Here is a 12,615-nt window from a genome sequence, read left to right as displayed (position 1 = left end):
AGCAGGCAATGAAGGTCTTCAATTTCGGACTATCAGGGCAGGAACGTGCAGGTATTGTTGATGCGCAGGGCGTGTTGCGGGACCTGTCCGGCCACATCGGGGTGATTGATGCCGCGACCATTGCGGCGGGCCTGCCGCAGGCACTGGCCAGTATCGATATTGATCTGCTGCCCGAATTGCCTGCCAATATCCGTCTGGGCCCCTGCGTTCTGAACCCGCCGACCTTTTACTGCATCGGCCTGAACTACGCCGCCCATGCGGATGAGGCAGGCATGGCGCATCCGTCAGAGCCGCTGGTGTTTTCCAAGGCCGCGTCCGCGCTGGCCGGTCCGAATGATGATCTGATCCTGCCCCCCGATGCGGCCAAGGCGGACTGGGAGGTCGAGCTGGGCGTCGTGATCGGCACGCATGCGTGGCAACTGGATGAGGCAGACGCCCTGAGCGCCGTCGCCGGTTACTGCGTCATCAACGACCTATCCGAACGCGCATGGCAGTTGGAGGGCACAGGCCAGTGGATCAAGGGGAAATCCGCGCTCGGCTTCGGCCCGATCGGCCCTTGGCTGGTCACGGCGGATGAGGTGGCAGACCCTGCCGACCTGAACCTATGGCTGGATCTGAACGGTCAGCGGTTGCAGGATTCCAACACCTCGGACCTGATCTTTAACATCCCGCAAATCATCGCGCATATGAGCCGCCGCATGGCGCTGTTGCCGGGTGACGTGATCGCGACAGGTACGCCAGCGGGCGTGGGCATGGGGCTAAAGCCACCACGTTATTTGCGTGATGGTGACGTGATGGAGTTGGGCATTGCGGGCCTAGGGACGCAGCGGCAGGTCGTTCGGGCTTAAGCTCGCTGCGGCATGAACTGCTGCGCGATCCCCGCCAGCAGCAGGTAAACACTGGTCACGACGAGTGCTATTTGCATCCAGTAGGGGCCAGTGAACCCTGTCCACGCGGCAGCCGTCGCCAATGCACCCCAGATCAGCATGACGGGTAGTGAAAATTTGCGCCACCGCTGCGTCCGCACGGGGTGAATGAATTTCAGCGACAGGAACTGCGCGATTGCGATGCCGATCAGCAGGAACATCGCGGTCCAGCCATCGGGGCTGATCGCGAATAGTACCAGCACGACCATGTTCCAGCAGCCCGGAAAGCCGGAAAAGCTGTTATCGCTGGTCTTCATTCGCGTATCGGCAAAGTAGATCACGCCGGATACGCAGATCAGCAATCCTGCCGCGAGGCTCCACCCCTCACCAATCAGATTGGCGGAAACCAGCGCATAGGCGGGAATGAACACATAGGTTAGATAGTCGATAATCAGGTCCAGCAGCACGCCATCCCATTGCGGGGCGTTCGTCTTTGTATCCACCGCGCGTGCCAAGGGGCCGTCGATGCCGTCCACAAGCAGAGCGAAAATCAGCCATAGAAACATCACAGGCCAGTTTTCCTGCGCAGCAGCCAGCATCGCCATCAGGGCCAAGCCTGCGCCAGTTGCGGTAAGAAGATGTACGGAAAATGCGCGGGCAAACATGAATTGGTGCTCCTCGGTTTTGCGGCAACCTAACAGGGGTTAGGCGCGGCTGAAACCGCATTCGTTAGCGGCGTCGCTCACGCAGGCGGCGCTCCAACACCCGCAGGGCGAGGCTGAGGCCGATTGTCATCATCAGATAGATTACCGCGACGATATTGTAGGTTTCCATATAGCGGAACGAGCCGGAGGCGTAGATTTTGCCCAGCTGGGTAACATCCGCGACGCCCAGCACAGAAACCAGCGAGCTGTCCTTGATCAACGCGATGAAATCATTGCCCAGCGGGGGCAGTATCGTGCGTAATGCCTGTGGAAAAACAATCAGGCGAAATCGCTGCCAGCCGGTAAAGCCCAGTGCCTTTGCTGCCTCTAGCTGGCCGGTATCAACGGATTGAATCCCTGCGCGAAAAACCTCGGCGATAAAGGCGGAATAGCCGATGGTCAGCGCCAGAATGGCCCGCCACATCAACGACAGATCGCGCGTGCGCATCGCGTCAAAGCCCAGCGGTTCAATCGCCAGATTGATCGCAGCCACCAATGCGGGCGCGCCGACAAAGGCGATGTAGAACAGCAGCACAAGGATCGGAATGCCGCGCACGATCTCAATATAAAACCGCGCGATCTGGCGCAGGACCAGCGATTTGGACAGGCTCATCACCGCCAGCAGCAGACCGACAGTCGCGGCGGATAGAAAGGCAACAATCGTGACAAGGACGGTGATCTTCACCCCTTTGAGCACGGTCGCGAATATCTGCGAATACAGGTCATCCGCAACGATCTGCCAGCCGGCGATCAGGGCGATAATGCCTGCCACGACCAACCACCACGGAAAGTCCTGATCCTGAGAATTGGGATGCATCGGCCCTCGTGACAGTGTTTGAGGAAGGGATGGCCCCGCGTGACGTGCCGCGGGGCCGTTAGGGCTTAGCCACCCAGCTTGTAATCGAGGAACCACTTGTTGTTCAGCGCATCGATTGTTCCGTCGGCCTGCATCGCGGCAATTGCGGCGTTAACCGGCGCAACCAGATCGGAGCCGAGCGGGAAGATGAACCCGAAATCCTCGGAACCCAGCGGTTCGCCCACCAGCTTGAACACATCAGGATTTGCATCGACATAGCCGTTGCCCGCAGTGCCATCGGTCAGCACTACATCCACGTCACCCGCACGCAGGGCCTGAACGCCGGCGCCAAAGGTTTCGAACAGCTTGATCCGTGGATTGCTCTCATCCCCGTCCAGTACATCGTATACTGCAACGTAGAATGGCGTGGTGCCCGGCTGCGCGCCGACCAGCCCATCCTCAATCGCGGCAAAGCTGGTGGCATCGGTAAAGCGGTCCTCGTCCGCGCGCACCAGCATGAACATCTCGGACCGCATATAGGGATCGGAGAAGTCGATAACCTCGGCGCGATCCTCACGGATGGTGATGCCGGTCATGCCGATATCGTACTGGTCCTCGGCCACGGCGGGGATCATGGCGTCCCACGAGGTGTTCTCGATCTCGATCACGGCGTTCAGGCGCGATGCGATTTCCGCGATGGCGTCATATTCCCAGCCAATCGCCTCGCCGGTGGCGGGATCGACAAATTGCAGGGGGGGATAGGCATTTTCTGTCACGACCGAAATCGTGCGGCCCTCCAGATCGGGTAAGTCCTGAGCGAAGGCAGCTGGTGCCAGAATGCTAGCACCAAGGGCCAGCAATGTGAGCGACTTGAGCATTGAGGTTACTCCGGTGGCATGTGTTTGCGATGGCCCTAGTGTCAGCACCATGGGCGTAAGGGCAAGGGAGTTGTGAATTTTTTAAGTCACTTACCCTTCAGTCGTGGTTCGTTTCTTCTTGGCCGCGTCATAGATTTCCATCAGGCGCGTTTGGTCGAGCGAGGTGTAGATTTGCGTGCTGGACAGCGACTCGTGCCCCAGCAGGGTCTGGATGGCGCGCAAATCACCGCCTGCCTCCAGCAAATGCGTGGCAAAGGAATGGCGTAGCGCGTGCGGCGTCGCCGTGGCGGGCAGGCCCAGTTGCGCGCGCAAATCCGCCATCCGTTTTTGCACCATCGACGCGGCTAGGGGCCCACCGCGTGCGCCCAGAAACAGCGCACCATCTGGGTCCACCTTGTACGGACACAGTTGCAGGTAAACATCCACGGCCTGTTGCGCGGCGGGTAATACGGGAACCTGTCGTTCCTTGTTTCCCTTTCCGATGATGTGCAGCGTTTTACCCAGCGGCGCATCGGAATGGCGCAGGGCGAGAGCCTCGGATATGCGCAAACCGCAGGCGTAGAGCAGGGTTAGCACCGCCGTATCGCGCGCTGCGATCCATGGCTCTGGGTGGTGAACGTCGGCATTGTCGATGACGGCACGGGCTGCCTCGGTGCTAAGCGGGCGGGGCAGTCCGGCCTTCACTCGTGGCGCACGTGTGGCCATGACGGCAGTTGCGTCTAGCCCCTCGGTCTCCGCCAGCCAGCGGTGAAAGCTTTTGACGGCGGATAATGCACGGGCGGCAGATCGCGCGGAGAGGTCCGCATCGCGCAGATGGGCAATCCATGCGCGCATCTCGGGCGAGGTCACCGTGCCTAGCCCGTTTAGGCCCACCGGCTCCCCACGATGCAGGTTCAGAAACCCCAGATAGTTGGACACATCATGACGGTAACTGTCCGCAGTGCGGGGCGATTGGCCGCGAACTGCAACGATCTGGTCAATCCAGCGGGACAGCAGCGCCAGCGCGCCATCTGTGCCTGAAAGGGGGTGGTTGCTCACACCAGCCAGCGGCGCACTGCACGCTCAAAACAGCCGGTGAAAAACTCCAGCAAGTCCGATCCCTGATCCGGTGCAAAGCGATCCGGATCGCCCGCGCCAAAGACAAGCATGGCCGCACGACGCCCCTCGCCCAGATCCAGACGCATCAATGCCTCGGACCGGATGCGCAGGGTTTCCTCCTCAAACACAGCGGTCGCATTGGCACCGGTTGCGCGCAGGGTAATGCGCGCCGGATCGCGGTCGCGCACAGCGCCGATATAGCTGTCCACACCACCAACCGGCAGCGCGACAAGACCGGGAGCCGCCGCAATCGCCCGCTCCGCATCCGTTAGCTCCAGCGCCAAACGCACTGTGTCCACCGTCAGAATATCGGCAACAGGGCCGGTCATCGTGGCCAGAAAGTCGGAGAAGCCCGTAGGCTCCAGAATTTCGAGGACCGCGCGGTGTACTTGCTGGGTCCCCGACAGGTTTTCATAGGCGGCGGCGATAACGGAACGGTGGGTTTGCTCCAGCGCGCCCAACCGTCCCTCTAGCCGATCGACCAGCACACCCCGTAAATCGGTGATGCGCCCGTCGCCATTATCCTGCGCGGTGACGAGGGCGCGCATAACGTCCCCGTCGTCGAGTACGAGGGCCGGATCATCAAGGATCAGGTCACGGATCGCCGCGCGTTCCATATCAGAGGATCTTCTGTCCGGTCTTGGCCCAATCGGCCATGAACGTAGCAAGGCCCGCATCGGTCAGGGGGTGGGATGCCAGCTTCTTGAGAACCTCGGGTGGTGCGGTGATCACGTCTGCGCCGATACGTGCGCAATCGCTGACATGGTTCACGGTGCGGATCGAGGCCGCGAGGATTTCGGTGCCGTAGCCGTAATTGTCATAGATCGTGCGGATATCAGCGATCAGGTCGATGCCGTCGATGTTGATATCGTCCAGACGTCCGATGAAGGGCGAGATGAACGTCGCGCCGGCCTTTGCCGCCAGCAGCGCCTGATTGGCCGAGAAGCACAGCGTGACGTTGACCATGCGGCCCTCATCCGTCAGCGTCTTACATGTTTTCAGGCCAGCCCATGTCAGCGGAACCTTAACCGCGATGTTGTCGGCGATTTTGGCCAGCTTGCGGCCCTCGGCGATCATCTCATCCGCGTCAACTGCGGTAACCTCGGCGGAGACAGGGCCGTCGATCAGCTCACAGATTTCCTTGGTTACTTCCAGAATGTCGCGGCCCGATTTCATGATCAGCGACGGGTTGGTTGTAACACCATCCACAAAGCCCAGATCGTTCAGCTCGGAGATCGCAGCAACATCGGCGGTATCGACGAAGAATTTCATGGTTGGCATCCCTAATAGGTGATTTTGCGCGGACCTTACATCAGCCCGCGCCGAACGCAAACCCGCACAAATCGGCAGGGCGAAATGTGATGGCCGCGAAGGCCGAACGTTAGGTTTCCGCCGCTGTTTTGCCGTGGTATCTGGCATGGAATGAGAGAGCAGATCGAATATCTAGAGGGTGGCGCGCTGGCGGCGGTTTTGACGCCGGATATGCCGGACCGAACACTTGATTACCGCGTGCCAGAGGGCGGCGCGCGGGTCGGTGCATTTGTGTCCGTTCCACTGGGCCCGCGCCGCGTTAAGGGCGTGATCTGGGGGCCGGGTGCCGGTGATTACGACCTTAGCAAAATTCGCCAGATCGGCGCGATTCTGGATGTTCCCCCGATGAGTCCCCTGATGCGCGAGTTTGTGACGCGGGTGGCGGATTACACGATGACGCCGCTGACCGCGATCCTGCGACTGGCTACTCGCGTGCCGGGACTGGGCGACCCGCCCGGTAAACGCCGGATTGTGCGCCTGACCGATCAGCAACCCAGCCGGATGACCGATGCGCGCGAGCGGGTGATTGCGTTTCTTGAGGAACATCGGGGCATGGGGTTTGCCCCGTCCGAGCTGGCGGCACTGGTGGGGGTGACCTCATCGGTGGTGAAGGGACTGGAAAAGCAGGGCGTTCTGCGCAGTGAGGACGCGCCACGCGATGCGCCCTTTCCGCGACTGGACCCCGATCTGCCGTCCAAGGACCTGTCGAACGATCAAAACAATGCGGCGACGACCCTGCGTGAGGCCGTGCGCAGCCGGACCTATGGCACAACTCTGCTCAAGGGCGTGACAGGTTCCGGCAAGACGGAGGTCTATCTGGAGGCCGTCGCCGAATGCCTGCGCGCGGGGCGTCAGGCGCTGGTTCTGTTGCCGGAAATCGCGCTGACCGGCGCATTCATGTCGCGGGTTGAGGCACGGTTCGGCGCGGCCCCTGCCGAATGGCATTCCGGTGTCACACAGGCTGGGCGCAGGCGGGCATGGACCGGAGTGGCCGAGGGGCGCGTTAGCTTGGTCGTCGGCGCTCGATCCGCACTGTTCCTGCCCTTTACCGATCTGGGTCTCATCATCGTGGATGAGGAACATGACGGGTCATACAAGCAGGAGGAGGGCGTGCTGTATAATGCGCGCGACATGGCGGTTTTGCGGGCCTCACTGACCAAGGGGCAGGTGGTTTTGGCCTCTGCCACGCCATCATTGGAAAGCTGGGTGAACGCCCGCGCCGGTAAATATGCGCGCATTGATCTGACCGAACGGTTCGGCGCGGCGGTCCTGCCTGAAATGCGGGCCGTCGATTTGCGCATTGATCCACTGGAGCGCGATTCGTGGATATCCGAGCCTCTGGCCAATGCCGTGCAAAAACGGGTTGAGGCAGGGGAGCAAAGCCTGCTGTTCATCAACCGGCGTGGCTACGCCCCGCTAACCCTGTGCCGCGCCTGCGGGCATCAGGTTGGGTGCGATGATTGCGACGCGCGCATGGTTGAGCACCGGTTCCTGAACCGCCTGATGTGCCACCAATGCGGCGCGACCAAACCGATCCCGACGGAATGCCCCTCCTGCGGGAATGCCGATCACATCGCAGCATTGGGACCGGGGGTGGAGCGTCTGGCTGAGGAGGTCGAACGCCGCTTTCCGGATGCGCGAATGGCCGTTCTGTCCTCGGACATGACGATGAGCGCTCGCGCCCTGAAGCAACGGATAGATGAGATTGCCGCAGGTGGTGCGGATATCGTCATCGGCACGCAAATGGTGGCCAAGGGGCATAACTTTCCGCTGCTGACTCTCGTCGGTGTGATTGATGCTGATCTGGGCCTACAGGGGGGGGAATTGCGCGCGGCGGAGCGGACCTTCCAGCTGATCCGGCAGGTCGCTGGCCGTGCAGGGCGCGCTGATAAGCCGGGGCTTGCCATGATCCAGACCCATCAACCTGAACACCCCGTTATCAAGGCCATTCTGGGCGGCGATGAGGAGGCCTTCTGGCGGGCGGAGGCGGCGGAGCGTCAGCAGGCCGGCGTTCCCCCCTTTGGCCGGATGGCCGGTATCATCGTCAGCGGGCCGGAGGAGCGCGAAACCTTTGATCTGGCCCGTGCCTTGGCTGCGCGGGCAGGGATTTTAACACAGGCTGGCGCGCAGCTATTCGGCCCCGCACCGGCCCCGGTGGCGCGGATCAGGGGTCGCACGCGGGTTCGTTTGCTGGTCAAGGCGCCCAAGGGGCTGGCCCTGCAATCGCTACTATCCCATTGGGTGCGCGATGTTGTGCCCCGCCCGAATTACCGGATCGCGATTGATATCGACCCGCAGAGCTTCTTTTAAAGCGCCAGACGATAGGCAACAGCCTCCGCGATATGGTCACGGCTGACGGCATCGCTGCCTGACAGGTCAGCAATGGTACGCGCAACCCGCAGAATCCGGTGATATCCCCGCGCCGTCAGCCGGTGTTTATCAGCCACACGGGTCAGCAATTCGCGCCCCGCTGCATCGGGGGTTGCGATGCGATCCAGCAGGTCGCCGTCCACATCGGCATTGGTGGTTGCATCAGTCCCGACCAGTCGCCGGGCCTGTACCTCACGTGCGGCGGCAATCCGGGCGGCGACAGTGGCCGAGCGTTCGCCCACCTTGCTGCCGGACAAATCCCCAACCGTAACCGGTGACACATCAATGCGGATGTCAAAGCGGTCCATTAGCGGGCCTGATATCCGCGACAGATAGGTTTGCCCGCAGAGCGGTGCCTTGGAACAAGCACGCGACGGATCGGGCAGATAGCCGCAGCGGCACGGATTCGCGGCGGCGACCAACATAAACCGGCAGGGATAGCGCACATGCGCATTGGCGCGGGCAACCACCACATCGCCTGTTTCAATCGGCTGGCGCAGGGTTTCGAGGACTTGGCGCGGGAATTCCGGAAACTCATCCATGAACAGCACACCATTATGGGCGAGGCTAATCTCGCCCGGTCCGGCGCGCCTGCCACCGCCAACGATCGCAGCCATAGATGCGGTGTGATGCGGCGTGCGGAACGGGCGCTGACGCGAGATGCCGCCCTCCTCGATCTGCCCCGCCAGTGATAGGATCATGGAGGTATCCAGCGCCTCGGCTGGGGTCAGATCAGGCAGGATACCGGGCAGGCGCGCGGCTAGCATGGATTTCCCCGATCCCGGCTCCCCCACCATAATCATGTGGTGGCGACCGGCGGCAGCGATTTCCAATGCACGCTTGGCCCGTTCCTGCCCCTTTACATCGGCCATGTCGGGCACGACCCCGCGATTGGCGACCATACCTGCCTGCGCGGGGGGCAGCACCATGCGGCCGTTGAAGTGGTTCACAATTGCCAGCAGGGATGGCGTGGCGAGGACCTGCACCGCTCCGACCCACGCGGCCTCCGCCCCGCAGGCTTCTGGGCAAATCAGGCCGCAATCTGCCTCCGCCGCGGCCATTGCGGCGGGTAGGGCACCGATGACCGGAACGGTGGAGCCATCCAGCGACAGTTCCCCCAAGGCGATGAAGTTCTGCACTTCCTCCTGCGGGATCACCTCCATCGCGGTCAGTAGGCTCAACGCGATCGGCAGGTCGAAATGCGGGCCTTCCTTGGGCAGATCGGCGGGGGACAGGTTTACAGTGATACGCTTGGCCGGCATGGCCAGCCCCATCGCGGTCATCGCGGCGCGCACACGCTCCTTTGCCTCGCTCACCGCCTTATCCGGCAGTCCGACAAGGTGGAACGCGGGTAAACCAGCGCTGAGCGCGCATTGCACCTCAACGCGGCGGGCCTCCACCCCGTGAAAGGCGACAGTGTAGGCGCGCGCGACCATGATCATCCTCCGAATTTATGCGGAGGATGACCTTAGCTTGGTTAATGCGGGGTTAACCGCGCACCGCCTCCAGCATGCGATGCACGTTTTCGGGGTCCGCATCCGGCGTAATCCCGTGGCCAAGGTTAAAGATGTGCGGCCCGCCAGAGAACCCTTTGACGACCTGCTTGGCGGCCAGCGTCAATGCCTCACCCCCCTGAACCAGCAGCAGCGGGTCAAGATTGCCCTGAACGCAGGCGTGGGGCTGCAATTCACGCGCAGCCCATGCAGGATCAACGCTGGTATCCAGTGCAACGCCCTGAACACCGGTTGCCTGCACATAGGTCGCATAATTGCGGCCCGCACCACGGGGGAAGCCGATGATAGGCAGGTCGGGATGTTCGGCGCGGATCGCGTCAACAATCCGCTTGGCCGGTGCGATGGCATATTTCGCAAAGACCGGACCGGGCAGCGCGCCAGCCCAGCTATCGAACATCTTCACGACCTCGGCGCCCGCCTCGATCTGTTTGAGCAGGTAGTGGATCGTTGCCTCGGTAATGCGGTCCAGCAGGGCCTCGAATGTTGCGGGATCACCATACATCAGGCGTCGCGCGGGGGCCTGATCGGGGGTGCCCTTACCCGCAATCATATAGGTCGCAACGGTCCATGGCGCACCGGCAAAGCCGATCAGCGGCACATCTGCGGGCAGTTCGCGGCGCAGCATCTTGACCGTTTCGTAGATCGGGCTGAGCACCTCATCGATATTATCCAGCGGGCCAAGTTTCGCCAGATCGGCAGCCGAGGTGACGGTGGACAGGCGCGGCCCCTCGCCCTGCACGAAGGTCAGATTCGCCCCCAGCGCCTGGGGCACCAGCAGGATATCCGCGAACAGAATGGCGGCATCGAAGCCATAGCGCCGAATGGGCTGTAACGTCACTTCGGTCGCCAGCTCGGGGTTATAGCACAGGTCCAGAAAGCTGCCCGCATGGGCGCGGGTCGCACGATATTCCGGCAGGTAACGCCCCGCCTGACGCATCATCCACACAGGAGGAACCGGTAAGGTTTCGCCCTTTAGCGCGCGCAGCAACAGTTTTTCGGTCATTCGGGCGCTCCATCCGTTTAAATTGGCGTTCAGATATGGCCGAGCGACCGGTTAGGGTCCAGCCCGTTTTAACGGGTGCGCGCATGGGTAGCAGGTGATTTTCCATGCGAGATCAATGCGTGTGTCGATATTTCCACAAACTTGATCTTGATCAATATGTGAACTCTGGAATCGCTCTAAATCCTTGACCACGTATTGCTGTATGGCGCAGTGATGTAGAACACGTGCGGCATCGCGACACTTTTCACGATGTGCAAGATCGCATAGGTCATCGCATGACAGAGGCGCCGGGCCTGACGGTGCCGCAAGGGACGAGACGACACATGGATTACGACCAGCTTTTCCGCACGCAACTTGATGCTTTGAAATCCGACGGTAATTACCGCGTTTTTGCAGAGCTTGAGCGGTATCGTGGTGCCTATCCCAAGGCCCGCAATCACGGTGCCGGTGCGGATGAGGTTACGGTCTGGTGCGGCAACGATTACCTCGGGATGGGCCAACATCCCGAGGTTCTTGCCGCTATGCATGAGGCGCTGGACAAATGCGGCGCAGGTGCTGGCGGTACGCGCAACATCTCCGGCACGACCCATAGCCATGTGTTGCTGGAGGCCGAGCTGGCCGATCTGCACGACAAGGAAGCAGCGTTGCTGTTTACCTCGGGTTATGTTTCGAACTGGGCCGCACTGGGCACATTGGGGTCGCGCCTGCCGGGCTGCACGATCCTGTCCGACGCGTTCAACCATGCCAGTATGATCGAGGGTATTCGCCACGCCCGCTGTGACAAACGCATCTGGGCGCATAACGACCCGCGCGATCTGGAACGCAAGCTGGCTGATCTGGACCCCGACGCGCCCAAGGTTGTGGCCTTTGAGAGCGTGTATTCCATGGATGGCGATATTGCCCCCATGGCTGAAATTCTGGACGTGGCTGAACAATTCGGCGCCATGACCTATCTGGATGAGGTCCACGCCGTTGGCCTATACGGCCCACGCGGCGGTGGTATCGCGGAGCGTGAGGGCCTGGCAGACCGTGTGACCCTGATCGAGGGGACGTTGGGTAAGGCATTTGGCGTTGTTGGCGGCTATATCACCGGCTCGGTTGAGCTGGTCGATTTCATCCGTTCGTTCGCGTCCGGCTTTATCTTCACAACAGCGCTGCCGCCTGCGGTTGCTGCTGGTGCTGCGGCCTCGATCCGCACGCTGAAGGGTGAGGAGGGCACAGGCCTGCGCGCCCGTCAGCGTCGTCAGGTTGCCCGTTTGCGTGATGCGCTCGACCGCGCCGGTATTCCGCATCTGGACAACCCATCGCATATCGTTCCCGTCATGGTGAAGGATCCGGTCAAATGCAAAATGCTGGCTGATATCCTGATGCAGGATCACGGTATCTACGTGCAGCCGATCAACTATCCGACAGTGCCCAAGGGGACAGAGCGCCTGCGCTTTACCCCATCGCCGTTGCATGATGATGGCGATATTGACGCATTGGTATCGGCGCTGCATCACCTGTGGAGCCAATGCGCACTGGCCCGCGCCGCCGCCTGATTCTGTCGGCGCTGCACCTGCAATTGTGATCGGGTGCCATTGGAAATCTGCTGGTCTCGGCACTATGTGTGCTCTCACAACGTCTGCGGATAACGCTGCGCTGATTGGAGGACGACTTATGATCAAAGCTACATTTCTGACGGCAGTCGCGGCTGTGACGATGGTTGCCGCGCCTAGCATGGCACAGGATTCGTCCTCATTTAACCAATGCCAGTCCTGCCATGTTGTAACCTCACCCAGCGGCAACAATATCGTGGGGCGTGGCCGTACCGGTCCGAACCTGTACGGCATTATCGGCCAGCAGGCAGGTGCGGTTCCTGATTTCCGTTATGGCGACAGCATTGTTGCTGCGGGCGCTGCGGGCCTGGTCTGGAACGAGGAAAATCTGGCGGCGTATATTACTGATCCGAGTGGCTTCCTGAAGGAGTTCACCGGCGACGATGCTGCACGCTCGCGCATGTCCTATCGGACGCGCAGTGGTCAGGCTGAGGTTGCGGCCTTCCTCGCCGCGGCGCGATAGGATGGCGCTGCGCG

At 61.4% G+C, this 12,615-nt stretch carries 12 protein-coding genes; 4 read left to right on the top strand and 8 right to left on the bottom strand.

Annotated features, from left to right (window positions below; translation table 11 throughout):
• The first annotated feature begins 8 nt into the window (after nucleotides 1–8).
• The gene (locus tag CR254_RS02705; RefSeq protein ID WP_097928262.1) at nucleotides 9–848 is read left to right on the top strand and encodes a fumarylacetoacetate hydrolase family protein; all 840 of its coding nucleotides are present in this window, start codon (nucleotides 9–11) and stop codon (nucleotides 846–848) included.
• Here CR254_RS02705 and CR254_RS02700 read toward each other — a convergent pair.
• The 6 genes from CR254_RS02700 to fsa all read right to left on the bottom strand — a co-directional run bounded on the left by CR254_RS02700 (nucleotide 845) and on the right by fsa (nucleotide 5,614).
• Entirely contained in the window at nucleotides 845–1,531 is a 687-nt protein-coding gene (locus CR254_RS02700) for a CDP-alcohol phosphatidyltransferase family protein (RefSeq protein ID WP_097928261.1), read from the bottom strand. The genes CR254_RS02705 and CR254_RS02700 overlap by 4 nt on opposite strands.
• 64 nt (nucleotides 1,532–1,595) lie before the next feature.
• Nucleotides 1,596–2,387, bottom strand: coding sequence for an amino acid ABC transporter permease (locus CR254_RS02695; RefSeq protein ID WP_097928260.1), 792 nt, complete (start codon nucleotides 2,385–2,387; stop codon nucleotides 1,596–1,598).
• A 65-nt stretch (nucleotides 2,388–2,452) separates the two neighbouring features.
• On the bottom strand, nucleotides 2,453–3,244 hold the full coding sequence (locus CR254_RS02690) for a transporter substrate-binding domain-containing protein (RefSeq protein WP_097928259.1): 792 nt from the start codon (nucleotides 3,242–3,244) through the stop codon (nucleotides 2,453–2,455).
• A gap of 90 nt (nucleotides 3,245–3,334) precedes the next feature.
• Complete coding sequence (locus CR254_RS02685) at nucleotides 3,335–4,282, bottom strand: tyrosine recombinase XerC (RefSeq protein ID WP_180955865.1); 948 nt, start codon at nucleotides 4,280–4,282, stop codon at nucleotides 3,335–3,337.
• Nucleotides 4,279–4,959, bottom strand: coding sequence for a DUF484 family protein (locus CR254_RS02680; RefSeq protein WP_097928258.1), 681 nt, complete (start codon nucleotides 4,957–4,959; stop codon nucleotides 4,279–4,281). Before CR254_RS02680 ends, CR254_RS02685 begins: the two co-directional genes overlap by 4 nt.
• 1 nt (nucleotide 4,960) lies before the next feature.
• On the bottom strand, nucleotides 4,961–5,614 hold the full coding sequence (gene fsa / locus CR254_RS02675; protein WP_097928257.1) for a fructose-6-phosphate aldolase: 654 nt from the start codon (nucleotides 5,612–5,614) through the stop codon (nucleotides 4,961–4,963).
• Nucleotides 5,615–5,764: 150 nt separating this feature from the next.
• On the opposite strand from fsa, the gene CR254_RS02670 reads away from it, so the two are divergent.
• On the top strand, nucleotides 5,765–7,963 hold the full coding sequence (locus CR254_RS02670; protein ID WP_097928256.1) for a primosomal protein N': 2,199 nt from the start codon (nucleotides 5,765–5,767) through the stop codon (nucleotides 7,961–7,963).
• On the opposite strand, the gene CR254_RS02665 is transcribed toward CR254_RS02670, so the two are convergent.
• Together CR254_RS02665 and hemE are read right to left on the bottom strand one after the other, a co-directional pair.
• Nucleotides 7,960–9,459, bottom strand: coding sequence for a YifB family Mg chelatase-like AAA ATPase (locus CR254_RS02665; RefSeq protein WP_097928255.1), 1,500 nt, complete (start codon nucleotides 9,457–9,459; stop codon nucleotides 7,960–7,962). The genes CR254_RS02670 and CR254_RS02665 overlap by 4 nt on opposite strands.
• A gap of 52 nt (nucleotides 9,460–9,511) precedes the next feature.
• Nucleotides 9,512–10,540, bottom strand: a complete 1,029-nt coding sequence (hemE, locus tag CR254_RS02660) for a uroporphyrinogen decarboxylase (RefSeq protein ID WP_097928254.1) — start codon at nucleotides 10,538–10,540, stop codon at nucleotides 9,512–9,514.
• A gap of 323 nt (nucleotides 10,541–10,863) precedes the next feature.
• Between hemE and hemA the strand changes: the two genes are divergently transcribed.
• Together hemA and CR254_RS02650 are read left to right on the top strand one after the other, a co-directional pair.
• The gene (gene hemA / locus CR254_RS02655) at nucleotides 10,864–12,081 is read left to right on the top strand and encodes a 5-aminolevulinate synthase (RefSeq protein ID WP_097928253.1); all 1,218 of its coding nucleotides are present in this window, start codon (nucleotides 10,864–10,866) and stop codon (nucleotides 12,079–12,081) included.
• 118 nt (nucleotides 12,082–12,199) lie between these two features.
• Entirely contained in the window at nucleotides 12,200–12,601 is a 402-nt protein-coding gene (locus tag CR254_RS02650; RefSeq protein WP_097928252.1) for a c-type cytochrome, read from the top strand.
• Nucleotides 12,602–12,615: the final 14 nt, after the last annotated feature.

The organism is Pontivivens marinum (assembly GCF_900231835.1).
Lineage (GTDB): Bacteria > Pseudomonadota > Alphaproteobacteria > Rhodobacterales > Rhodobacteraceae > Pontivivens > Pontivivens marinum.
This window is presented reverse-complemented; position numbering and strand designations above follow the sequence as displayed.

Bases quoted from the DNA above. Each gene is read 5' to 3' on its own strand.
- CR254_RS02680 (WP_097928258.1), bottom strand. From the start codon at position 4,959: ATGGAACGCGCGGCGATCCGTGACCTGATCCTTGATGATCCGGCCCTC.
- CR254_RS02700 (WP_097928261.1), bottom strand. From the start codon at position 1,531: ATGTTTGCCCGCGCATTTTCCGTACATCTTCTTACCGCAACTGGCGCA.
- hemA (WP_097928253.1), top strand. From the start codon at position 10,864: ATGGATTACGACCAGCTTTTCCGCACGCAACTTGATGCTTTGAAATCC.
- CR254_RS02665 (WP_097928255.1), bottom strand. From the start codon at position 9,459: ATGGTCGCGCGCGCCTACACTGTCGCCTTTCACGGGGTGGAGGCCCGC.
- CR254_RS02670 (WP_097928256.1), top strand. From the start codon at position 5,765: ATGAGAGAGCAGATCGAATATCTAGAGGGTGGCGCGCTGGCGGCGGTT.
- CR254_RS02695 (WP_097928260.1), bottom strand. From the start codon at position 2,387: ATGCATCCCAATTCTCAGGATCAGGACTTTCCGTGGTGGTTGGTCGTG.
- hemE (WP_097928254.1), bottom strand. From the start codon at position 10,540: ATGACCGAAAAACTGTTGCTGCGCGCGCTAAAGGGCGAAACCTTACCG.
- CR254_RS02650 (WP_097928252.1), top strand. From the start codon at position 12,200: ATGATCAAAGCTACATTTCTGACGGCAGTCGCGGCTGTGACGATGGTT.
- CR254_RS02705 (WP_097928262.1), top strand. From the start codon at position 9: ATGAAGGTCTTCAATTTCGGACTATCAGGGCAGGAACGTGCAGGTATT.
- CR254_RS02690 (WP_097928259.1), bottom strand. From the start codon at position 3,244: ATGCTCAAGTCGCTCACATTGCTGGCCCTTGGTGCTAGCATTCTGGCA.
- fsa (WP_097928257.1), bottom strand. From the start codon at position 5,614: ATGAAATTCTTCGTCGATACCGCCGATGTTGCTGCGATCTCCGAGCTG.